The organism is Streptomyces radicis (assembly GCF_003626575.1).
GTDB classification, from domain to species: domain Bacteria; phylum Actinomycetota; class Actinomycetes; order Streptomycetales; family Streptomycetaceae; genus Streptomyces; species Streptomyces radicis.
On record NZ_RBDY01000026.1, the window covers coordinates 69,522 to 90,110 of the forward strand.

Sequence of the window (20,589 nt, forward strand, 5' to 3'; positions counted from 1 at the left end):
GTTACGATTCGGCCAACAGCGCCGTAAGAGGCGCTTTCGACGGAAGGAATCGTCCTCTTGCGCCGCGTATCCAGGCTTGCAGCAACGATCGCCGCGTCGGCGGTCCTCGCGCTCACGGCGAGCGCCTGTGGTGAGAGCTCCACCGAGTCCAACCAGAACGAGAACAACGAGGAGTCGGGCGAGCTCGGCGTCGGCATCGCCTTCGACGTCGGCGGCCGCAACGACCACTCGTTCAACGAGGCCGCGGCCCGCGGTGGCGACCTCGCCGAGGAGGAGCTCGGCGTCACGGTCGAGTACCAGACCGCGCGCAACGGCGAGACCGACGCCGACCGCGTCCAGCGCCTCACCGCGCTCGCGCAGGAGGGCTACAACCCCGTCATAGGCGTCGGCTTCCTCTACGGCAACGCGATCACCGAGGTCGCCGCCGAGTTCCCCGACACCACGTTCGGCGTCGTGGACTCCGTGCCCGAGGGCGACAACACCTTCGGCATGACGTTCGCCGAGCACGAGGGCTCCTACCTCGCGGGCGTCGCCGCCGCCCTGAAGACCGAGTCGGGCCAGGTCGGCTTCATCGGCGGCGTCGAGAACCCCCTGATCCAGAAGTTCCAGGCGGGCTTCGAGCAGGGCGTCGCCGACACCGACCCCGAGGTCACCGTCGACGTCAACTACCTCTACCGCGACGACGACCGCGGCTTCAGCGACCCGGCCCGCGCCGCCGAGCAGGCGGACGGCATGCTCGGCCGCGGCGTCGACGTCATCTACACCGCCGCCGGGTCCTCGGGCCAGGGCTCGATCGAGCAGGTCGCGGGCGCCGAGGGCGCGTGGGCGATCGGCGTGGACTCCGACCAGTACGAGCAGCCGGGGCTCGTCGAGTACCAGGACTCGATCCTCACCTCGGTGATCAAGGGCGTGGACGTCGCCGTGTTCGACCTGATCGAGAGCGTCGTCAACGAGGACCCGCTGTCCGGTCACCACGAGTACACCCTCGCGGAGAACGGTGTCTCGCTCGCCACCTCGGGTGGTTTCATCGATGACATCGCCCCGCAGCTGGAAGAGGCGACCCAGCGGATCGTCGACGGAGACGTCGAGGTCCAGGACACCCCGCAGTAGGTCATGACCGGGGGCCCGAGGGCCCCCGAAGGCCCACGGACTCGGGCCTGATACGCCCGGGGCGGTGCGACCCACCGCCCCGGGCGCCCGCTCCAGGCCCTCCCCGTCCCCGAGGAGAGTGCGCGTGATCCCAGCGCCCAAGAGCCCGCCGCCCGCCGAGGACGCCGTTCCCGCGGTGGAGTTGCGCGGTATCACCAAACGCTTCCCCGGCGTCGTGGCCAACCACGACATCGACATCACCGTGAGACGGGGCACGATCCACGCCCTGGTCGGCGAGAACGGCGCCGGCAAGTCCACGTTGATGAAGATCCTCTACGGGATGCAGCGGCCCGACGAGGGCACGATCGGCATCGACGGCGAGCAGGTGTCGTTCCGCAGCCCCGCGGACGCGATCGGGCGTGGCATCGGCATGGTGCACCAGCACTTCATGCTGGCCGACAACCTCACCGTTCTCGAGAACGTCGTCCTGGGGGCCGAGCGGCTGCACGGCATCGGCGCCGCCGCCCGCCGCCGGATATCCGAGCTGTCCGACACCTATGGCCTCGGCGTCCGCCCCGACCTGCTGGTCGAGGAGATCGGCGTGGCCGACCGGCAGCGCGTGGAGATCCTCAAGGTCCTCTACCGGGGCGCCCGCACGCTGATCCTCGACGAGCCCACCGCGGTGCTGGTGCCGCAGGAGGTGGACGCGCTCTTCGAGAACCTGCGGGAGCTGACGTCCGAGGGCCTGACCGTGCTGTTCATCTCGCACAAGCTGGGCGAGGTGCTGACCGTCGCGGACGAGATCACCGTGATCCGCCGCGGCACCACCGTCGACACGGTCACCCCCGAGGGCACGACGCCCAGGCAGCTCGCGGAGCTCATGGTCGGCAGCGAGCTGCCCACGCCCGAGACCCGCGAGTCGACCGTCACCGACCAGCCCGTGCTCACCGTCTCGGGGCTGCACCTCTCGGGCCGCGACGCCGACGGGCTGCCGCGCGAGGTGCTCGCCGGGATCGACTTCACGATCCACCGCGGCGAGGTGCTCGGCATCGCGGGCGTCGAGGGCAACGGGCAGGCCGAGCTGGTCGAGGCCGTCATGGGCATCCGACGCCCCGACGGCGGCCGGATCGAGCTCGAGGGCGCGGACATCTCCCACGCCCCCACCCGCAAACGCCGCGAGGGCGGCATCGGCTACATCCCCGAGGACCGGCACCGCCACGGGCTGCTGCTCGAGGCGCCCCTGTGGGAGAACCGGATGCTCGGCCATGTCACCGAACCCCCCAACAGCAGCGGCCCGTTGCTGACCGCCGCCGCGGCCCGCGAGGACACCCGCCGCATCGTCGCCGAGTACGACGTGCGCACCCCCGGCATCGAGGTCACCGCGGGCTCGCTCTCCGGCGGGAACCAGCAGAAGCTCATCGTGGGGCGCGAGATGAGCCACCACCCCCGCGTCCTGATCGCCGCCCACCCCACGCGCGGCGTGGACGTCGGCGCCCAGGCGCGGATCTGGGACGAGATCAGGAAGGCCAGGCGCGAGGGCCTGGCCGTGCTGCTGATCTCGGCCGACCTCGACGAGCTGATCGGCCTCTCCGACAGCCTGCGCGTGATGTACCGCGGGCGGCTCGTCGCGGACGCCGACCCCGCCACCATCACCCCCGAGGAGCTGGGCACCGCGATGACCGGCACGGCCACGGGCCATCTCGAGCACGACGCCGGATCCGACGACGCGTCCGGCACCGGATCCGACGAGACGCGCGGGGAGGAGAGCGGTGAGTAGCCCGTTGCGCGTCGACCGCGAGAAGCTCGTCCTCGGCGTCGCCGCGCCGTTGCTCGCGATCGTCACGGCGGTCGCGATCACGTCGGCCGTGATGCTGCTGACGGGCGACAACCCCTTCCGCGCGTTCTCCGTGATGCTCGACTACGGCTCCAAGAGCGACAGCCAGGTGTGGATCATCAACAAGGCGATCCCCTACTACCTGGCCGCCGCGGCCGTCGCCATCGGCTTCCGGATGAACCTGTTCAACATCGGCGTGGACGGCCAGTACCGGGTGGCGGCGTTCTTCGCCGCGGTCGTCGGCGGCGCGCTGAGCCTGCCGGGGATCGTGCAGATCCCGATCATCCTGCTCACCGCCATGGCGTGCGGCGCGATCTGGGCGGGCATCGCGGGCTATCTCAAGGCCACGCGCGGGGTCAGCGAGGTCATCACGACCATCATGCTGAACTTCATCGGCGGCTCGCTCATCGCCTACTTCCTCCAGGAGGGGCGCCTCGCCGAGCGCGACGAGAACATCGTCCACACCACCGACATCCCGGACTCCAGCTTCTTCTTCGAGATCCCGACCGACCCCTACCCGATCCATGGCTCGATCGTGATCGCCGTCGCGGTCGGCATCGCCTACTGGTTCGTGCTTGGCCGCACGCGCTTCGGCTTCGACCTGCGCGCGGTGGGGCGTTCGGAGGAGGCGGCCGAGGCGAGCGGCGTCAGCGTCAAGCGCACCGTGGTCACCGCGATGCTGCTCTCGGGCGCGGTCGCGGGCCTGGTGGGCATGCCGACCCTGCTCAACGAGTCGGGGAACTACGGCATCGACTTCCCCGAGGGCCTCGGCTTCACCGGCATCGCCATCGCGCTGCTCGGCCGCAACCACGCCGTCGGCATGGGCCTGGCCGCGTTGCTGTGGGGCTTCCTCGAACGGACCGGCACCCAGCTGGAGTTCGAGGGCTACGACCAGGAGATCGTCGGCGTGATGCAGGGCATCATCGTGCTGTCCGTCGTGGTCGCCTACGAGCTGGTGCGCCGCTGGGGCATCAGGCGTCAGCAGCGGCAGGTCGGCGAGCAGCTGGCCGCCGCGAGGAACGGCAAGACCGCAACGGACCCGGCGGAGGTGTCCGCGTGACCACCCTGTCCACCCTCGCCGAGAAGGTGCGTTCCCGCCGCCCCGCTCCGAACGAGCCGCGCCGCCGGATGAGCTACCCGGTCGTGCTGCTGCTCCTGGCCGGGGCGTTGGTCCTGCTCTCGCTGGTGCGGGCCGTCACCGACCAGCAGAGCCTCACGTCGTCCGACCAGTGGGGCGCCGCGATGGGCTTCGCCGTGCCGATCGGCCTGGCGGGGCTCGGCGGGCTGTGGGCCGAACGCGCCGGTGTGATCAACATCGGGCTCGAGGGCATGATGATGCTCGGCCTGTTCGCCGCGGGCTGGATCGGCTGGCAGCACGGGCCCTGGGCCGCCGTGGTGGCGGGCATCGTCGGCGGCGCGCTCGGCGGGCTGCTGCACGCCCTTGCCACCGTGACGTTCGGCGTGGACCACATCGTCTCCGGTGTGGCGATCAACATCCTTGCGCTCGGCGTCGTGCAGTACCTGGCCAAGCTGTGGTTCGCCGCTGAGGACAGCGAGGCCGTGGCCAGGGGCGGCAACGACAAGCAGTCGCCGCAGATGGAGCGCATGGAGCCGTTCACCGTGCCAGGGCTCGGCGACTGGCTCGGCGACATCGACGAGCGGAACTGGTTCCTGGTGTCCGACCTGGCGGGCATCCTGCGCGCCGCGGTGCACGAGGTGTCGTGGCTGACGCTGCTGACCGTGCTGATCTTCGTGGGCACGTATCTGGTGCTGTGGAAGTCGGCGTTCGGCCTGCGGCTGCGCTCGTGCGGCGAGAACCCCCAGGCCACCGAGTCGCTCGGCGTCAACGTCTACCTCTACAAGTACCTCGCCCTCGCGATCTCCGGCGGCCTCGCGGGCCTGGGCGGCGCGTATCTCGCGGTGCTGATCCGGATGTACCAGGACGGCCAGACGGGCGGGCGCGGCTATCTGGGCCTGGCCACCATGATCTTCGGCAACTGGCGCCCCGGCGGGGTGGCCACGGGCGCGGGCCTGTTCGGCTTCATGGACGTGCTCCAGACCCGCGACCGGCCCGTCGTGCACGCCACGCTGCTGCTGTTCGCGCTCGGCCTGCTGTGCCTGGCGGCCTGGCAGCTCTACCGTGGCAAGCGCGTCCAGGCCCTGGCGGTCGCCGCGCTCGGCGTCCTGCTGTGGATCTGGTACGCGACGACCGACTCGCTGCCGCTCGAACTGGTCACCGCCAGCCCGTACTTGACGACGCTGCTGGTGCTGACGTTGTTCGCGCAACGGCTGCGGACACCCCGCGCGATCGGCAAGCCGTATCGGAGAGGACAGTCCACATGACGCGTTCCGGCGCCCCCGAGCCCGTCGACGGTGTCGACGCCATCGACTGGGAGGCGCTGGACGCGGCCGCGCGCGAGGCCATGTCCCGGGCGTACGCGCCCTACTCGCACTACCCCGTGGGCGCCGCCGCGCTCGTGGACGACGGCCGCACGGTGACCGGCTGCAACGTGGAGAACGCCTCCTACGGGCTCGGCCTGTGCGCCGAGTGCGGCCTGGTCTCCGCGCTGCACGCCACGGGCGGCGGGCGTCTGACGCACTTCACGTGCTGCGACGGCGAGGGCCGCGTCATCACGCCGTGCGGCCGGTGCCGCCAGCTGCTCATGGAGCACGGCGGCCCCGGGCTCGTCCTCCGCACGCCCGACGGCTTCCGCACGCTGGGCGAGCTGCTGCCGCTCGCGTGGCACCTCGAGCAGTGACACTTCGAGCAGTGACGCCCCGCCGACGTAACGAGTGAGCCCATGGACGCCATCACCATCATCCGCGCCAAGCGCGACGGCCACGCCCTGACGCCCGAGCAGATCGACTGGGTCATCGACGCGTACACGCGCGGCGCGGTCGCCGACGAGCAGATGGCGGCGCTCGCCATGGCGATCCTGCTCAACGGCATGGACCGCGCCGAGATCGCCCGCTGGACGGCGGCGATGATCGCGTCGGGCGAGCGCATGGACTTCTCGTCGCTGCCGCTGCCGACCGTGGACAAGCACTCCACGGGCGGCGTGGGCGACAAGATCACGCTGCCGCTCGCCCCGCTGGTGGCGGCGTGCGGCGCGGCCGTTCCGCAGCTCTCGGGCCGTGGCCTCGGCCACACGGGCGGCACGCTCGACAAGCTGGAGTCGATCGCGGGCTGGCGCGCCCGGCTCGCGGGCGACGAGGTGACGCGCGTGCTGCGCGAGACGGGCGCGGTGGTGTGCGCGGCGGGCGAGGGCCTGGCGCCCGCCGACCGGAAGCTGTACGCGCTGCGCGACGTCACGGGTACGGTCGAGTCGATCCCGCTGATCGCCTCGTCGATCATGTCGAAGAAGATCGCCGAGGGCACGGGCGCGCTGGTGCTCGATGTGAAGGTCGGCTCGGGCGCGTTCATGAAGACCGAGGCCGACGCCCGCGAGCTGGCCGCCACGATGGTGGAGCTGGGGCGCGACCACGGGGTGCGCACGGTCGCGCTGTTGACCGACATGTCCACGCCGCTCGGCCTGACGGCGGGCAACGCGCTCGAGGTCCGCGAGTCCGTCGAGGTGCTCGCGGGCGGCGGCCCCGCGGATGTGGTGGAGCTGACGTTGGCGCTGGCCAGGGAGATGCTCGACGCGGCCGGGCTGCCGGACGCCGACCCGGCCAGGGCGCTGGCCGACGGCTCGGCCATGGACCGCTGGCGGCGCATGATCGCCGCGCAGGGCGGCGACCCCGACGCGCCGCTGCCCGAGGCGAAGGAGCGGCACACGGTCGACGCGCCCGCGAGCGGCACGTTGACCGGGCTCGACGCGTACGCGGTGGGCGTCGCGGCGTGGCGCCTCGGCGCGGGCCGGGCCCGCAAGGAGGACCCGGTGCAGGCGGGCGCGGGCGTCGAGCTGCACGCCAAGCCGGGCGACCGGGTGCGCGCGGGCGAGCCGTTGCTGACGCTGCACACCGACACCCCCGAGCGCTTCGAGGCGGCGCTCGCCGAGCTGGGCGGCGACGCGATCCGCGTCGCGCCCGAGGGCGAGGCACCCGCGCGTTCCACGGTTCTCGACCGGATCGCGTAGGTCGGGGGGCCGCGCGGGAACCGACTCCGCGGCGGTCGTTCGGGCGTCGCCGTGGCGTTGCGAAACGTTCGGGGCGACGCATCGACCGGCTGTCCATAATGTCGGAATTCTTGCCATGATCGGCCTCGATGCCTTGTACCCTGAAGAACGGTTGTGAAGGACCGGATCGGCGGGAGGTGAAGCTGCGATGCGCAGTGAGCCCCCCAGTCATCCCCCGCGCCACGTCATCCCGCCCAGGTAGCCCCACGGCCTGCGGCGGCGGGCGTGCGCGCGCACTCCGGATGTCCGTGACCGCCTTCCGCCTCCTGGGAGTTCTCCCGTCATGACCCACCTGCCCGCCCTGCTCGAAGAGCACGACCTCGCCGGGGCGCTCGAGTGGCTGGAGACGCAGCCGCCCTACGCCATCGCCGACGAGATCGCCCGCATGGGCTCGGTCGAGTCCGTCATCACGTTCCGGCTGCTCGACAAGGACCGTGCCCTCGAGGTCTTCGAGGAGCTGGATCCGGTCGATCAGCAGGAGATCCTCCAGGGCCTGCGCGACCAGGCGTTCCGCGACCTCGTCGAGAACATGGACCCGGACGACCGGGCCCGCATGCTCAACGAGGCCCCGGCCAAGGTCGCCCAGCGCGTGCTGGCCGGACTCAGCGCCCACGAGCGGCAGATGACCGCGGCCCTGCTTGGCTACCCCGAGGGCTCGGTCGGCCGCTTCATGACGCCGGAGACGGTCGCGCTCCAGCAGGACCTGACGGTCAGCCAGGCCCTTGAGGTCGTCAGGCGGCGCGGGGCGCGCGCCGAGACGATCTACACCCTGCCCGTGGTGGACCGGGGGCGGCGGCTGACCGGGATCGTGGAGCTGCGCGAGCTGGTGCTGTCCGAGCCCGGCGCCCCGGTGTCCGCCCTGGTGGTGACCGAGCCCGCCAAGGCCAGGGCGACGGACCCCGCGGAGGACGCGGCGCGCCTGATGCGCGAGACCAACGTGCTCGACCTGCCGGTGGTGGACAGCGAGGACCGCCTGGTCGGGCTGCTGACCAGCGACGACGCGTTCGAGGTCATCGAGGCGGCGGACACCGAGGACGTCGCGCGGCAGTCGGGCGCCGAGCCGCTCGAGCGGCACTACATGTCGGCGAGCGTCTTCCGGCTCTCGCGGACCCGGGTCGTCTGGCTGATGCTGCTCATGGTGGCCGCGACCCTGACCGTTTCCGTCACCCAGCTCTTCGAGGGTGAGCTGAACGCCGTCACGGATCTGGCGCTTTTCGTTCCGCTGTTGATCGGCACGGGGGGCAACTCCGGCGCGCAGGCCGCCACCGCCGCCGTCCGCGCGCTCGCGGTGGGCGAGGTGCGCACGTCCGACCTGCTCCGGGTGATCTGGCGCGAGTGCCGCACGGGGCTGCTGCTCGGCTGCATGCTGGCCGTGGTCGGCTTCCTGGTGGGCGGCCTGTTCGTCGGCTGGGACGTGGCCGCGGTGGTCGCCGTCACGCTCGTGGTCATCTGCGCCTGGGCCTCCACGGTGGGCGGCACGATGCCGCTGCTGGCGAAGAAGCTGCGGATCGACCCCGCGGTGGTCTCGGCCCCCATGGTCACCACGCTCGTGGACGCGACGGGCCTGGTCATCTACTTCTCGACGGCCAAGGTGGTTCTGGGCATCTGAGGGCGGCTCACGGCGCGCGCCATCGCCGTTCGTGCCGGTGGTATTTGGGTGGCCGAGCGCCCGGGGACCACCTACCGTGCGGACCATGACGACAGCGGCCGCGGGTGCGGCGGACATCGAGGTCCGGATCGTTCGCGACGAGGACTCGGAGGAGTGGCAGCGCGCCCTGTCCAACGGTTTTCTGAGCCCCGCGCGCACCGGCGAGGCCGCCGCCGAGTGGTGGCGCCCGCGCTTCGCGCCGGGGCGCATCCTCGGCGCGTTCGACGGCGCGCGGTGCGTGGGAACGTTTCACAGCCTGGAGTTCGCGCTCACCGTGCCCGGCGGCGCGACGCTGCCCGTGGACGGCGTCGCGGGCGTCACCGTCGCCACGTCGCACCGCCGCCGCGGGATCCTGCGCCGCATGATGGAGCTCGACCTGGAGCGGGCGCGGGAGCGCGGCGACGTCTTCGCGCTGCTCAACGCCGCCCAGTACGGCATCTACGGGCGGTTCGGCTTCGGGCCCGCGATCCGTTACACGGGCGTGGAGATCGAGGTCGCGCGGTCACGCGGCCCGCGCCCCGGGGTGGGGGAGCTGCCCGTGGGCGCGGCGATCGAGCCGTTGACGATGGCCGAGCTGGTCAAGGCCGGGCCCGACCTGTACGACCGCTTCCGCGTGCGGCAGCCGGGCGCGATCAGCAGGTCGCCGCTGTGGTGGGCGCTCGAGACGGGCCAGGCGGAGCCCTCCGCGGGCGGCCGGGCCACCGAGCCGATCGCCGTCGCCTACCGCGATCCCGGGGGCCGGATCACGGGCCTGCTGACCTACCGCGCCGACAACGCCTTCTCCGGCGGTGACCCGCACACGACCGTGACCGTGGTGGACCACTTCGCCCTCGACCGCACGGCCGAGGCGGCGCTGTGGCGGCACGCCCTGTCGATCGAGTGGGCGGGCCGCCTCGTCGTCCCGCACCTCGCCCCCGACGACCCGCTGCCCCGCCTGCTGGTCAACCCCCGCGCGGCGCTCCCGCTGCGCCGCAGCCACGAGGACCACTGGCTGCGCGTCCTCGACGCGCCACGGGCGTTCGCCGCCCGCACCTACGAGGCCCCTGGCCGCACGGTGTTCGAGGTCGCCGACGCCCAGGGCTATGTCGCGGGCCGCTGGTCCCTCGAGACCGCGGCGGACGGCACGGGCGTCCTGACCCGCACCGACGACCCCGCCGAACTGGCCCTGGACGCGGGCGCGTTGAGCAGCGTCTACCTGGGCGACGCGACCGTGCCGCACCTGGAGGCCGCGGGCCTGATCACCGAGCTCACTCCGGGCGCGGCCCACCGCGCGGGCCTTCAGCTGCGAACGTCGTTCGCCCCTTGGTGTCCGGTGACTTTCTGAGCATGATGGGGGACGACAACCGTCCGTCACATGAGGAGAACGCACCGTGCGTCCCGCCCGTTTCCAGCAGTTCGCGATCGACACCTACCGGGCCGCGGGGCTCGGGGCCGAGCCGTGGAACGAGAAGACGAAGCGGCCCTACGGCGTCAAGGTGCGGCTCGCCTCGGGCGCCGAGGTGTGGCACGCGATCACGACGCAGTCGCGCGAGGGCGACGACTTCGAGCGGCCCGAGGAGCCGGTGGAGAAGGACGCCCCCGAGCCGGTGGCCGTGCCGGAACTCGGCGCCGGGCGCGTGCGACTGCTCGACGTCGAGCGCCACCTGGTGGCCCTGCTGACCAACGCCGGATCGACCGAGATGGCCCGGGTCTACGGCTACTCCGACCGGGAACAGCCTGGCCGCTCGCCCGGGTTCGGAGTCGAATTCCACAGCGGGGCACGGGCGTTCGCGTCCTTCGTCCACGCGATGAGGTCGGGACAAGCCCCAGGGCAGCCGTTCGACCTGCCCGCCGAGGTGTGATCACACGTTGGGTGAGCGCGTCGGGTGATCACGTCGCGTCGGAGGCCAGGGCGTAGCAGTCCTCGTAGGCCGTGCCCGCGCTCAGGTGCCACGCGCCCGCGTGCGGGCTGAGGAACGCGCCGGTGGTGGTGCGGATCACCAGCTCGTACGCGCCCGGCGCGAGCGTCAGCGTCTCCGCCGGGCGCTCGGCGTCCGTTCCGCACGCCTCCCCGAAGACCCCGTCGAGCTCGCCGCGCGTCGTGCAGTCGGCGCACGCGTCGAGCGTCGCCGTGCCGGTCTCGGGGCCGGTCCACAGGATTTCGAGGGCCTCGGGCGAGTCGTTGACCACCTTGACCGTCACCGTCCCGCCGGGGGCGGTGCCCACCGGGGTCGGCTCGGGGAGCTCGCCGGTGCGGCCCTCGTTGACCTCGCGGATCTCGACCGCGATCAGCAGGTCCTCGGCCACCGAGGCGCGCCCGTCGTCGGGGTAGCCGTCGACGAGCCGCTCCAGCGCGTCGCGCGCCTGCCCGTACCGTTCGGCGTCGTAGTGGGTCACGCCGCACTCGTAGAGCGAACGCCCCACCGAGTCCTCCGCCTCCGTCAGCCGCTCGGGCGTGGCCGCGGCCAGCGCGAGCACGGCCTCGAACGCGTCGCCCGCCTCGCAGAACGCGCCCTCCGCGAACCGCGCCTCGCCGCATGCGAACTGCGCGCCCGGCAGGTCGCTCCGCGCGCGGGACGCCAGCCGTTCGGCCTCGTCCGACTCGACCGCCGCCAGGTCCTCCAACGCCCGCAGGTCGGCGACCGTTTCGCAGGGCCGCTCGGCGAGGTCGGCCGTTCCGGCGGCGTACAGCGCGTCGAGGCGCTCGGGGACGTGCGCGGCCTCGGCCGTGCCGGGGTGCTGGGCGCGGACAGCGGTGTACGCGGCGACGGCGGCGCCATAGGCCGCGCCCAGGTCGTCGGCGGTGGGGCCCGTCGCGGCCTCGGCCAGCGCGTCGGCGGCGAGCAGCCGCACCTGGCCGAGGCGTTGTTCGGCGCCCGTCCAGGGCGGGGCGCCGTCGTAGAGGGCGAGATAGGACTCGTAGCCGCGGACCGCGCCCCGGTAGTCGCCGCGCCCTGCGGACGCCTCCGCGTCGAGCGCGACGGCGCACGCGTCGCGCCCGGTGCGCGCGTCGGCGGACGCGGGGCTCAGCACGAACTCGTAACGGCTCGCGGAGGCGCGCGCGTAGTGCGCCAGCGCGTCCGCGCAGTCGCGCGCCGCGTGTGCGCGCTCCGCGCGCTCCAACGCTTCGGTCGGGAGGGCGCGGTACCAGGCGAGCCCCGACGCGACGAGCAGCAGCAGGACGCCGCCCGTCGCGAACGGCACCCACGGCCGCCCGGTCGGCGCGGCCGGATCGGGAACGGGCAGGTGGCGCGGGCGCCGGTAGCCGTCGACGACCTGGGCGGCGAGCCACGCCGTGTAGAGGGGGATCCAGAGCAGGGGCGTTCCGGCGGCGTTCCACGCGTTGGCGGCGAGGATCAGCAGCGCGGTGCCCACCCAGGAGGCGCAGGCGCGGGCGCGGAGCCGCAGGTAGAGGTAACCGGCGCCGGTGCCACTGGCGTTGAGCAGGGCGGCGGCGATGCCTCGCCGCCTGACGAGCTCAGGCCGATAACCGCCGATGCTCCCCATGCGCAGCCCTCCGGATCGACACCCACCGCCCCCATTTCACACGCCGTGCACACGTGGGCGGTTCCCGGGGGTGTGGGATCCCCTGCGGGTGGCTTGGTGGGGTGCCCTGCGGGTGGCTTGGTGGGTGCCCTTGCGCTGCGGGTGGCTTGATGGGGGCGGCTCATGGCTGGACGTCCTCCCGTTCGCCGTCTGCCGAGTGTCGGGTGTGGGGCGGTGCGGGTCAGAGCTTGGCACCTACGGGGGAGGGGGCGTCGGGGGACCGGCCGTCCCGGTAAACGGTCGGTCTCGTCGCTGGCCGGGACCGTTCGCCGAACGGGCGCGGCCGCGTCCCTCGTCGGCGGCCGTTTTCCCGGTGGTCGGCTGAGGTGGCGCGCACCCTTCGGGCCTGCCCTGGCCGCCCGAAGCGTTTTCATTCCTGGCGCACGTTGAGCTCAGGTAGCGGGCCGGTGCTTATCTGCGGCTCACTGATCGTTTCCGTATGAGCTGAAGGGCTCGCGTTCGACGATCTCGGTGGGCACAGCGGAGTGGCTTGCCCGTCAAGGGAGAACCAACCTCTGCCTGCCGTCGATGAGTTCGCGCACGGCGTCCAAGTGGCCAGCGTGGGTGGCGGTCTCGGTGATCACGTGCAGGATGACCTCGCGCAGGTTGTAGAGGCGCCAGTCACCGAAGAAGTCCGGCCACCAGCTCGGGGCCGCCTCCAGGTCGGCGCTGGCAAGGAAGGTGTCGGCGAGCTCCCCTTCCTTGCGGTAGAGAGCGAAGACCTCCTCGGCTGTCTTCTCCGGGGCGGGCTGCCACGCGTTCTCCCCGGACCCGAGGATCTCTTCGATCGCTGCTTGCTCCCCGGCAGCAACCGCGCGGAACCAGAACTTCTCGGCGTCCAGGGCGAGATGGTGCACCAGCCCAAGGCATGTCCAGCCGGACGGCAGAACCGGGCGCCGCAGCGCCTCTTCGTCCAGGCCCTCCAAGATGCCCAGGACGTGCTTGCGCTTGCTGTTCAGGACGCCGAGTAGCGTCGTCAGTTCAGTGTCAGCCATGGGCCGGACCCTATGCGGCCCCACTGACACCAGCTCATAATGCCGTCCAGGGTTGCCCGGTCGGGAACACGCAGCCGCCCGGAGTAGCGGCGGCGCCGTTCGGGAGCGGGTGGCAGCAACGGCACCACCTGCTCAACCCATTTCTGGAACGACCAGTTATGCCGGGGCGGAATGCTCTTCTCAGACGGGGCACGTCTTGTGTTGAACAAAGCGTGCCCCGCTGTGGAAGGGCCTACAGCCCCCCGTGACGCACGGCGTCTATGAAGGACTGCCAGTTGTCGGGTTGGAAGACGAGCATGCCCCGGGTGCGGTCCTTGGTGTCTCGGACCGCGTGTTGTCCTGATCCGAGCCGACCACGCTCGACGCACCCGTTGTCGCTGCCGCTATAACTGCTCTTGTGCCAGGCGACGTCGGCGTGTGGGTGGCGCGTGGTATCCATGTCAGGCTTCCTTGATCAGGTCCCGCAGGTACCGCTTCGACGCGGCGGGCGACAGCGCTGCGGCCGTCAACTCATCCCACGTCTTGGTGTAGTGCGGAACGTCCTGCCGCTGTTCCAACATCGTACCGCCGGTGATGTGCTCCAACCAGACAACGTCCGCCGGGGGCTCGCCCCTCAAGCTGAAGATGGTGAAGGGTGGCCACTGGTTGATCGGCAACGCGGCGTCCAAGGGGAGCACTTGGATGTTGACGTTGGGCAGCTTCGACTGTCGCAGCAGATGCTCGATCTGCTCGCCCACCTCCTCTCGCGTGCCGGGAATGCGGTGCAGGGCGGGCACATCGATGATCGCCCTCAGCATGAATCCCGCCTGGTTCTCCAGGTGCTCCTGCCGCTTCAACCGGGCGTTGACCAGCGGGTCCACTCGGTCGGCGTTGGTCGCCGCGATCACCTGCCGCATGTATGCCTCGGTCTGCAACAGACCCGGCAACACCTGGTTCTCGTAGGACCGTACGAGCTGTGAGTCGGACTCCAGCGTCAGGTAGTCCTTGAGCGAGTCGTGGAACAACGGGCCCGCGTTGCTCCACCAGTCGACCTTGTGGATCTCCTTCGCCAGCCGCTTCAGGTTGACGCGGTACTGGTCGTCCTCGACGCCGTAGAGGTTCAGCAGGAGCGTCAGGTCGATCTGCCGGATGCCTCTTCGACCGGTCTCGATCTGGCTGATCTTCGGGTGTCCGCACTCCAGCGCGTCGGCCGCCTCCTGGACGGTGAGGCCCGCGGCCGTGCGGAGTTGGCGCAGCTCACCGCCGAGGCGGCGGCTGCGCATCGTGGGCATGTCCTCCTGTGGCATGGCCATATGATGTCCGCACCCTGTGGCTGCAACAAGATGCGCCCACGGGAGTCATCAATTCGAGGGAATCTCCTGAGGAACACTTGCCTAAGTGATGCGTTCCGCGCGACTATCGTGGGCAATTGTTCGCACACTCCGCGTCACCGGATGTGTGCCTCTCCCGCGCACATGTCCCGAACAGCGGTTCAAGCAGCGGCAGGTGACTGTATGACGACGACTCCGGAGGAGCCACCGCCCCCCGACGACACACCCGCGTGCGACGACACTCGTCGCCGATCGGCAGAACTGGCCGCCCAATGGGACGAGTTGAGCCAGCTCATCGACGAACACCTCAAGAAGCTGGGGGAGAAGTGATGCGCAGCGACGAGATCGAGCCGGGGATACGGCGGATCGAGGTGGAGGCCGCCTCGATACGGCGCGGGGATGTACTGACCCTGGGCGGGCGGCCGTTGATCGTGCTCGACCATGTCGCTGTGCGTGACGGCGAGTTGTCCATCAGCTTTGTCTCCGGGGAGCGGCTGTCCGTCAACCCCGCGACATCGTTGATCGCGCTGCGCGCGGACGCGCCGGGGCTTCAGACGCGGTCGTTCTGGGCCGTACGCCTGCCGGACCGGCCGCACGAGATACCCGGGCGCGCCGAGATCGTGGCCCAGGTCGTCCTGGGGTGCGCGTTGATCCTGACGATCGGGCTCGCGGTGGTGGTGCGATGAGCCAGAGCGGGATGGTGGCCGTCGAGGTGACCGCCTCCACGATCAAGTGCGGAGATCAACTGGTCATCGGTGGCACGCCGTTCATGGTGTGCGACATGACGGCCCTCGCGGGCGGCGGGAAGTTGCTGCACTTCGCGGGGGGCGAGTCGTTCCACATGGGCTGCTTCACGGTCCTGTGGGCCAGCCGCCATGTCTCCCAACTCCCCGGCTTCGTCCGCAGAACGCGGCGCGGCTGACCGGCTGCGGCCGAGCGCGGGTCACGCCGCCCTGGCCAACGCCCCGGCGCACACGTTGTGTTGAACAAAACGTGCCGCGTGTCAAAAGAGACCCCGGCCTCGTGTAAGCCCGACATGAGCTCAGCACATCCGCAGGTCATGACGATAGCGGCGGCCAGGGCAGGCCCGAAGGGTGCGCGCCACCGTAAGCGACCACCGGCCGACCGGCCAAGGGCCACCGCAAGTGGCCGCGCGGCTCCGGACACAGCCGCGACCCAAGAAACCAGCTACCGGTTACAGGGACGGCCGCACACCCGACGCCCCCCCTCCCGTAGGTGCCGTCAGTAACCCGCGCGCCGACGAAGGAAAAGCCCGGCAGACGGCGAACGGGAGGACGTCCAGCCAGTAGCCGCCGCCCCGCCACCAGGCCGACCGCACGTCACGGGGCTCAGGCCGCCCTGGCCAAAGCCCCCGCGCGCGCGGTCGCGTAGAGCGTGATCGCCGCCGTTGTCGTCAGGGCGGCCAGGGCGAAGGCGACAAGCCCAGGCCACGACGAGTGGTGGTAGATCGACGCGCCGAGGGTGCCGCCCGCGCTCGCGCCCGTGTAGTACGCCACCTGGTACAGCGCCGACGCCTGCGCCCTGCCGTGTTCGGCGACCCTGCTCACCGAGCCCGAGGCCACCGCGTGGCCGAAGAAGAAGCCCGCCGTGATCAGCACCAGCGCCGTCAGGACCGCCGCCAGGTGGTCGACCAGGCTCAGCAGCAGGCCCGACGACACCGTGGCGATCGCCACATACAGCGCGCCGCGCCGCCCGAGGCGGTCCATCAGCGGGCCCGTCGCCGACGACGATCCCGTGCCCACGAGGTAGACGACGAAGACCGAACCCGCGAGGCCCGCCGAGAGGTTGAACGGCTCCTCCACGAGGCGGAAGCCGATCACCGTGTACACCGCGCTGAACGCCGCCATCAGCAGCGCGCCGATCGCGTACAGGCGCAGCAGCAGCGGCCGCGACAGGTGGCCGCGCAGCGACCGCAGCACCAGGCGCGGGCGCAGCGACGCGGGCGTGAAGTTGCGCGAACGCGGCAGCAGCGCGCGGAAGATCACCGCGGCGACCAGGCCGAGCACGGCCACCGCGCCCAGCGCGGCCCGCCAGCCGAAGCCGTCGGCGATCCAGCCGGTCAGCACGCGCCCCGACATGCCGCCCACGCTGTTCCCCGCGATGAACAGGCCGACCGCGCCCACCGTGGACCGCGGCGGCAGCTCCTCCGACAGATACGCGACCGCCGATGCGGGGATGCCCGCGATCGCCGCGCCCTGCAACGCCCGCAGCGCGATCAGCGTCGACAGGTCGGGCGCGAACGGGATCACCACCGCGAGCGCGACCGCCACCGCGACCGATACGGTCATCGTCCGCCGCCGCCCGAAGCGTTCGGACACCGCGCTCAGCGGCAGCACCGCGGCGGCGAGGCCGATGGTGGTCGCGGAGACGGTCCAGCTCGCCCGCCCCGGGTCGACGCCGTACGCGGCGGCGATGTCGGGCAGCAGCGCCTGCGTCGCGAACAGCATCGCGAACGTGGCCATGCCGAGGGCGAACAGCGCGAGGTTGATGCGCCGGAGCGGTGAGCCGCCCGCGGTGGCGGGCGGGGACGGCGGAAGAGAGGCCCCCGAGGTGACGGGAGCCTCCGAGGTGGTAGGCATGCCGCCAACGTACGACCGCCCGTCTCATGCGTCCAATGCATGAGGATGCGATAATTCATATCCCATACGCATCACCGCAGGTGAGGGGCCCACCATGTCGTCGAACGCCGCCGCCGAACTCGCCTCGGGCTCATGGTCGGGGCTGCTCGCGCCGCGCCTCACGCAGTTCGCCGCGGTCGCGCGGTACGAGCACATCACGCAGGCCGCGGCCGAGTTGGGCGTGCCCCAGCCCACCCTGAGCCGCGCCATCGCGCGCCTCGAGGCCGACCTCGGCGTCTCGCTGCTTGCCCGCCACGGCCGCACGGTGTCGCTCACGCCCGCGGGCCGCGCGTTCGCCCGCTCCTGCGAACGCGCCCTCGGCGAGGTCGAACGCGCCGCCGACGCCGTGCGCTCGGACGCGGACCCGGCGGCGGGCAAGGTGGCGTTCGGCTTCCTGCACACCATGGGTCCGGAGACGGTGCCCGCGCTGCTGCGGGAGTTCCGCGAGAGCCACCCGCGGGTCCGCTTCGCGCTCGTGCAGAGCTATGGCGAGGACATGATCGAACGGATGCGCGCGGGCGAGTTGGACCTGTGCCTGACGTCGCCCGTGCCCGAGGCGCCCGACCTGGTCACGCGCCGCCTCGACGAGCAGCGGCTCCACCTCGTCGTGCCCGCGGACCACCGGCTCGCCACGCGGCGGCGGGTGCGGCTCGGCGAGGCGGCGGACGAGCCGTTCGTCACCCTCGAGCCCGGCTACGGCCTGCGCAGGCTGACCGACGCGCTGTGCGAGCAGGCGGGGTTCAGGCCGCGCGTCGCGTTCGAGGGCGAGGAGCCCGAGACGCTGCGCGGCCTGGTCGCGGCCGGGCTCGGCGTCTCGCTCCTGCCGCCGCCGACCGTTCCGCGGCCCGGCGTAAGGGAGTTGGCGGTGAGCGCGCCGCGCGCGGTGCGCGAGATCGGCGTCGCGTGGATGGCGGGCCACCCCGACACGCGCCCGGTCGCCGACTTCAAGCGGTTCCTGCTGGGCCGCAGGGGGCGCATCACCGGTCCCGAGCCGGAGCCCGCGCCGGGGCCCGGGCCCACGCCTGCGGAGTGAGCCTCTACGCGCGTAGCCGCTAGCATGGCCATGTGACCCCGAGCCAGACACCGCCGAGCCCCGAGCACATCCTGCGCGCGCCCAAGGTGCTGCTGCACGACCATCTGGACGGCGGCCTGCGCCCCGCGACCGTCGTCGAGCTCGCCGCCGAGCAGGGCTACGACCGGCTGCCCGCCGATGACCCCGACGCGCTCGGCGCCTGGTTCCGCGAGGCGGCCGACTCGGGCTCGCTCGAACGCTATCTGGAGACGTTCGCGCACACCGTCGGCGTGATGCAGACCGAGGAGGCGCTCGCCCGCGTCGCCGCCGAGTGCGTGCGCGACCTGGCCGCCGACGGCGTGGTCTACGCCGAGGTGCGGTACGCGCCCGAGCAGCACGTCGCGCGCGGGCTGAGCCTGGAGCAGGTCGTCGAGGCGGTCAACGCGGGCTTCCGCGAGGGCGAACGGCTCGCCGCGGCCGAAGGGAACCGCATCAGGGTGGGCGCGCTGCTCACCGCGATGCGGCACGCCGCGCGCGCCCTGGAGATCGCCGAGCTGGCCAACCGCTACCGCGACCTCGGCGTCGTCGGCTTCGACATCGCGGGCGCCGAGGCGGGGTTCCCGCCCACCAGGCACCTGGACGCGTTCGAGTTCCTGAAGCGGGAGAACAACCACTTCACGATCCACGCGGGCGAGGCGTTCGGGCTGCCGTCGATCTGGCAGGCGCTCCAGTGGTGCGGCGCCGACCGGCTCGGGCACGGGGTGCGGATCATCGACGACATCAAGGTGGCCGACGACGGCTCGGTGACGCTCGGGCGGCTCGCGGCGTATGTGCGGGACAAGCGGATCCCGCTCGAGCTGTGCCCCACGTCCAACCTCCAGACCGGCGCCGCGGCCTCGTACGCGGAGCATCCGATCGGGCTGCTGCGCCGCCTCGGCTTTCGGGCGACCGTCAATACGGACAATCGGCTCATGAGCGGCACGAGCATGAGTCGCGAATTCACCCATCTGGTAGGGACTTTCCGTTACACGCTGGATGATCTCCAGTGGTTCACGGTCAATGCGATGAAAAGCGCGTTCATTCCTTTCGATGAACGTCTCGCGATGATCAACGAGGTGATCAAGCCCGGGTATGCCGCGCTACGCTCCGAATGGCTGTTTGGGCAGCGGGGTTCCGTGCGGTCCTGACCTGCGGCGATACCGAGGGTCACGGCCTTGGGGGCCCGCCGGTACTACTTTTCGGGGCCCGTGGGTTACGGGTAACCGCGCGCATTTCGATTCATTGCGGTCCCGGCATTTCAGCGGTTACCTTCTGCGGGCCGCTCGAAACCCCACTCAAGGACGTAGTGACAGAAATGAAGCAGGCAATTGTGAAGTCCATCGGCGTGGCCGCACTCGGTGCGGCGTTCACCGCGGCTGTGGCGGGCACCGCCGCGGCCGCGCCCACCGACAGCCTCAGCGGGGCGGCGAGCGACGTGACGCGTACGCTGCCCGCGCTCGACTCCACGGCGCTCGACTCCTCGACGCTCGACCGGACCACGAGCGGCACGGGCGACCTCGTCCGCTCGGGCACGGGGCTGGTGCAGGGCGCGACCGAGAGCGCGCCGCTGGCCGCCGACACCCTCGCGCACACCAAGAAGAAGCCGACCGGCGGCCTCACGGGCGTTCTCGGGAACCTGCCGATCGACCCTTCGGGCCTCGGCCTGCCCACCGACGCGCTCAGCGGGGTCAGCCTCGGCTGACGCCCCGCAGCGACAGGGCCCGTTCCCCCGGGGGGAGCGGGCCCTGTCCGTGTGTCGCGAGCGCCGAGGCGTGGCGGCGGGCCCGGCCCCGGCCCATGTGCCGCTCGGGCGCCGCCTCACGGGCGGGTGAACGCCTGCGCTGGGCGGGCAGCCACACGCCGTGCCCCGGGCGTTCGCCCAGCACGCGGGCGCGCAGCAGGGCGTAGCACAGCTGGTGGGCGACCATGATGCCGAGCGTGTTGAGGATCACCGTGTCCACGTCGGCGACGCGGCTCGGCACGAGCGTCTGGAGCCCCTCGATGGCCAGCGCGATCATGCCGCCGACGAAGCCGGTGCGGATCAGTGAGGCGAACCTGGGCCCGCCGAGGCGCTTTCCGAGCAGGGGCAGCAGCACGCCGAGGGGGGCGAGGCGCAGCATCCCGGCGCCGATCGTGCGCAGCGCCTCGGCCGGGCCGCGCTCGACGTCGGCCCTGATGGTGACCAGCGGTTGGAGGTTGGCGGGGGAGACCCACAGCACGTCGAGGGGACGCAGCGCGAGCCATGCGACGCCGACGAGGTACGCCAGCAGGAGGGTCAGAGCCGCCAGCCGCGGGCGCGGACCGGCTTCGGGCCCGGTGGAGCCCGCGGGGTGATGCTGCACGGGGATCAGGACGCGGGACCCGCGCGCCGCGGTTCCCT

General features: G+C 71.8%; 21 protein-coding genes. 15 read left to right on the forward strand and 6 right to left on the reverse strand.

The window, feature by feature from the left end; genetic code table 11:
- Positions 1 to 57 precede the first annotated feature (57 nt).
- The 9 genes from D7318_RS25415 (at position 58) to D7318_RS25455 (ending at position 10,530) form a co-directional block, all read left to right on the forward strand.
- Positions 58 to 1,110, forward strand: a complete 1,053-nt coding sequence (locus D7318_RS25415) for a BMP family lipoprotein (RefSeq protein WP_120699535.1) — start codon at positions 58 to 60, stop codon at positions 1,108 to 1,110.
- A 118-nt stretch (positions 1,111 to 1,228) separates the two neighbouring features.
- A complete protein-coding gene (locus D7318_RS25420; RefSeq protein ID WP_120699536.1) occupies positions 1,229 to 2,866 on the forward strand; it encodes an ABC transporter ATP-binding protein in 1,638 nt (545 codons plus the stop codon).
- The gene (locus tag D7318_RS25425) at positions 2,859 to 3,983 is read left to right on the forward strand and encodes an ABC transporter permease (protein WP_230424068.1); all 1,125 of its coding nucleotides are present in this window, start codon (positions 2,859 to 2,861) and stop codon (positions 3,981 to 3,983) included. The genes D7318_RS25420 and D7318_RS25425 overlap by 8 nt, the downstream gene beginning before the upstream one ends.
- Positions 3,980 to 5,266 carry an ABC transporter permease gene (locus D7318_RS25430; protein WP_408055532.1) on the forward strand — a complete coding sequence of 429 codons (1,287 nt, stop codon included), beginning with the start codon at positions 3,980 to 3,982 and terminating at the stop codon, positions 5,264 to 5,266. The genes D7318_RS25425 and D7318_RS25430 overlap by 4 nt, the downstream gene beginning before the upstream one ends.
- Positions 5,263 to 5,682 carry a cytidine deaminase gene (locus D7318_RS25435; protein WP_120699538.1) on the forward strand — a complete coding sequence of 140 codons (420 nt, stop codon included), beginning with the start codon at positions 5,263 to 5,265 and terminating at the stop codon, positions 5,680 to 5,682. The genes D7318_RS25430 and D7318_RS25435 overlap by 4 nt, the downstream gene beginning before the upstream one ends.
- 42 nt (positions 5,683 to 5,724) lie before the next feature.
- Positions 5,725 to 7,002, forward strand: a complete 1,278-nt coding sequence (locus D7318_RS25440; protein ID WP_120699539.1) for a thymidine phosphorylase — start codon at positions 5,725 to 5,727, stop codon at positions 7,000 to 7,002.
- 322 nt (positions 7,003 to 7,324) lie between these two features.
- Positions 7,325 to 8,650, forward strand: a complete 1,326-nt coding sequence (gene mgtE / locus D7318_RS25445; protein ID WP_120699540.1) for a magnesium transporter — start codon at positions 7,325 to 7,327, stop codon at positions 8,648 to 8,650.
- A gap of 85 nt (positions 8,651 to 8,735) precedes the next feature.
- Positions 8,736 to 10,013, forward strand: a complete 1,278-nt coding sequence (locus D7318_RS25450; protein ID WP_120699541.1) for a GNAT family N-acetyltransferase — start codon at positions 8,736 to 8,738, stop codon at positions 10,011 to 10,013.
- Positions 10,014 to 10,059: 46 nt separating this feature from the next.
- Positions 10,060 to 10,530 (forward strand): hypothetical protein, encoded by a 471-nt coding sequence (locus D7318_RS25455; RefSeq protein ID WP_120699542.1) that lies wholly within the window; start codon positions 10,060 to 10,062, stop codon positions 10,528 to 10,530.
- 28 nt (positions 10,531 to 10,558) lie between these two features.
- Here the strand turns inward: D7318_RS25455 and D7318_RS25460 are convergent, their stop codons facing one another.
- The 4 genes from D7318_RS25460 to D7318_RS25475 all read right to left on the reverse strand — a co-directional run bounded on the left by D7318_RS25460 (position 10,559) and on the right by D7318_RS25475 (position 14,495).
- Positions 10,559 to 12,175 carry a tetratricopeptide repeat protein gene (locus D7318_RS25460; protein WP_120699543.1) on the reverse strand — a complete coding sequence of 539 codons (1,617 nt, stop codon included), beginning with the start codon at positions 12,173 to 12,175 and terminating at the stop codon, positions 10,559 to 10,561.
- Between the two features lie 536 nt (positions 12,176 to 12,711).
- Entirely contained in the window at positions 12,712 to 13,209 is a 498-nt protein-coding gene (locus D7318_RS25465; protein WP_120699544.1) for a DinB family protein, read from the reverse strand.
- A 232-nt stretch (positions 13,210 to 13,441) separates the two neighbouring features.
- Entirely contained in the window at positions 13,442 to 13,648 is a 207-nt protein-coding gene (locus D7318_RS25470; protein ID WP_120699545.1) for a DUF397 domain-containing protein, read from the reverse strand.
- 1 nt (position 13,649) lies between these two features.
- A complete protein-coding gene (locus D7318_RS25475) occupies positions 13,650 to 14,495 on the reverse strand; it encodes a helix-turn-helix domain-containing protein (protein WP_120699565.1) in 846 nt (281 codons plus the stop codon).
- A 207-nt stretch (positions 14,496 to 14,702) separates the two neighbouring features.
- Here D7318_RS25475 and D7318_RS33015 point away from each other — a divergent pair, with 207 nt between their 5' ends.
- The 3 genes from D7318_RS33015 to D7318_RS25485 are packed head-to-tail and all read left to right on the forward strand — an operon-like array spanning position 14,703 to position 15,441.
- The gene (locus D7318_RS33015) at positions 14,703 to 14,849 is read left to right on the forward strand and encodes a hypothetical protein (RefSeq protein WP_183091601.1); all 147 of its coding nucleotides are present in this window, start codon (positions 14,703 to 14,705) and stop codon (positions 14,847 to 14,849) included.
- Positions 14,849 to 15,205: a hypothetical protein gene (locus D7318_RS25480; RefSeq protein ID WP_120699546.1), complete on the forward strand. Its 357-nt coding sequence runs from the start codon at positions 14,849 to 14,851 to the stop codon at positions 15,203 to 15,205. The genes D7318_RS33015 and D7318_RS25480 overlap by 1 nt, the downstream gene beginning before the upstream one ends.
- Positions 15,202 to 15,441, forward strand: coding sequence for a hypothetical protein (locus tag D7318_RS25485; protein WP_120699547.1), 240 nt, complete (start codon positions 15,202 to 15,204; stop codon positions 15,439 to 15,441). The genes D7318_RS25480 and D7318_RS25485 overlap by 4 nt, the downstream gene beginning before the upstream one ends.
- A 427-nt stretch (positions 15,442 to 15,868) precedes the next feature.
- Here D7318_RS25485 and D7318_RS25490 read toward each other — a convergent pair whose 3' ends face one another.
- On the reverse strand, positions 15,869 to 17,119 hold the full coding sequence (locus D7318_RS25490) for an MFS transporter (protein WP_120699548.1): 1,251 nt from the start codon (positions 17,117 to 17,119) through the stop codon (positions 15,869 to 15,871).
- 94 nt (positions 17,120 to 17,213) lie between these two features.
- Between D7318_RS25490 and D7318_RS25495 the strand changes: the two genes are divergently transcribed.
- From D7318_RS25495 to D7318_RS33020, 3 genes are all read left to right on the forward strand, one after another.
- Positions 17,214 to 18,191 carry a LysR family transcriptional regulator gene (locus D7318_RS25495; protein ID WP_120699549.1) on the forward strand — a complete coding sequence of 326 codons (978 nt, stop codon included), beginning with the start codon at positions 17,214 to 17,216 and terminating at the stop codon, positions 18,189 to 18,191.
- Positions 18,192 to 18,223: 32 nt separating this feature from the next.
- On the forward strand, positions 18,224 to 19,357 hold the full coding sequence (locus D7318_RS25500) for an adenosine deaminase (protein ID WP_120699550.1): 1,134 nt from the start codon (positions 18,224 to 18,226) through the stop codon (positions 19,355 to 19,357).
- Between the two features lie 167 nt (positions 19,358 to 19,524).
- Entirely contained in the window at positions 19,525 to 19,911 is a 387-nt protein-coding gene (locus D7318_RS33020; RefSeq protein ID WP_183091602.1) for an ATP-binding protein, read from the forward strand.
- Here the strand turns inward: D7318_RS33020 and D7318_RS25510 are convergent.
- Positions 19,898 to 20,551 carry a VanZ family protein gene (locus D7318_RS25510; protein WP_220729803.1) on the reverse strand — a complete coding sequence of 218 codons (654 nt, stop codon included), beginning with the start codon at positions 20,549 to 20,551 and terminating at the stop codon, positions 19,898 to 19,900. The genes D7318_RS33020 and D7318_RS25510 overlap by 14 nt on opposite strands.
- Positions 20,552 to 20,589: the final 38 nt, after the last annotated feature.

Coding starts and splice junctions, on each gene's coding strand:
- D7318_RS25435 (WP_120699538.1), top strand. CDS start 5,263: ATGACGCGTTCCGGCGCCCCCGAGCCCGTCGACGGTGTCGACGCCATC.
- D7318_RS25440 (WP_120699539.1), top strand. CDS start 5,725: ATGGACGCCATCACCATCATCCGCGCCAAGCGCGACGGCCACGCCCTG.
- mgtE (WP_120699540.1), top strand. CDS start 7,325: ATGACCCACCTGCCCGCCCTGCTCGAAGAGCACGACCTCGCCGGGGCG.
- D7318_RS25450 (WP_120699541.1), top strand. CDS start 8,736: ATGACGACAGCGGCCGCGGGTGCGGCGGACATCGAGGTCCGGATCGTT.
- D7318_RS25460 (WP_120699543.1), bottom strand. CDS start 12,175: ATGGGGAGCATCGGCGGTTATCGGCCTGAGCTCGTCAGGCGGCGAGGC.
- D7318_RS25465 (WP_120699544.1), bottom strand. CDS start 13,209: ATGGCTGACACTGAACTGACGACGCTACTCGGCGTCCTGAACAGCAAG.
- D7318_RS25470 (WP_120699545.1), bottom strand. CDS start 13,648: ATGGATACCACGCGCCACCCACACGCCGACGTCGCCTGGCACAAGAGC.
- D7318_RS25475 (WP_120699565.1), bottom strand. CDS start 14,495: ATGCCACAGGAGGACATGCCCACGATGCGCAGCCGCCGCCTCGGCGGT.
- D7318_RS33015 (WP_183091601.1), top strand. CDS start 14,703: ATGACGACGACTCCGGAGGAGCCACCGCCCCCCGACGACACACCCGCG.
- D7318_RS25480 (WP_120699546.1), top strand. CDS start 14,849: ATGCGCAGCGACGAGATCGAGCCGGGGATACGGCGGATCGAGGTGGAG.
- D7318_RS25485 (WP_120699547.1), top strand. CDS start 15,202: ATGAGCCAGAGCGGGATGGTGGCCGTCGAGGTGACCGCCTCCACGATC.
- D7318_RS25490 (WP_120699548.1), bottom strand. CDS start 17,119: ATGCCTACCACCTCGGAGGCTCCCGTCACCTCGGGGGCCTCTCTTCCG.
- D7318_RS25495 (WP_120699549.1), top strand. CDS start 17,214: ATGTCGTCGAACGCCGCCGCCGAACTCGCCTCGGGCTCATGGTCGGGG.
- D7318_RS33020 (WP_183091602.1), top strand. CDS start 19,525: ATGAAGCAGGCAATTGTGAAGTCCATCGGCGTGGCCGCACTCGGTGCG.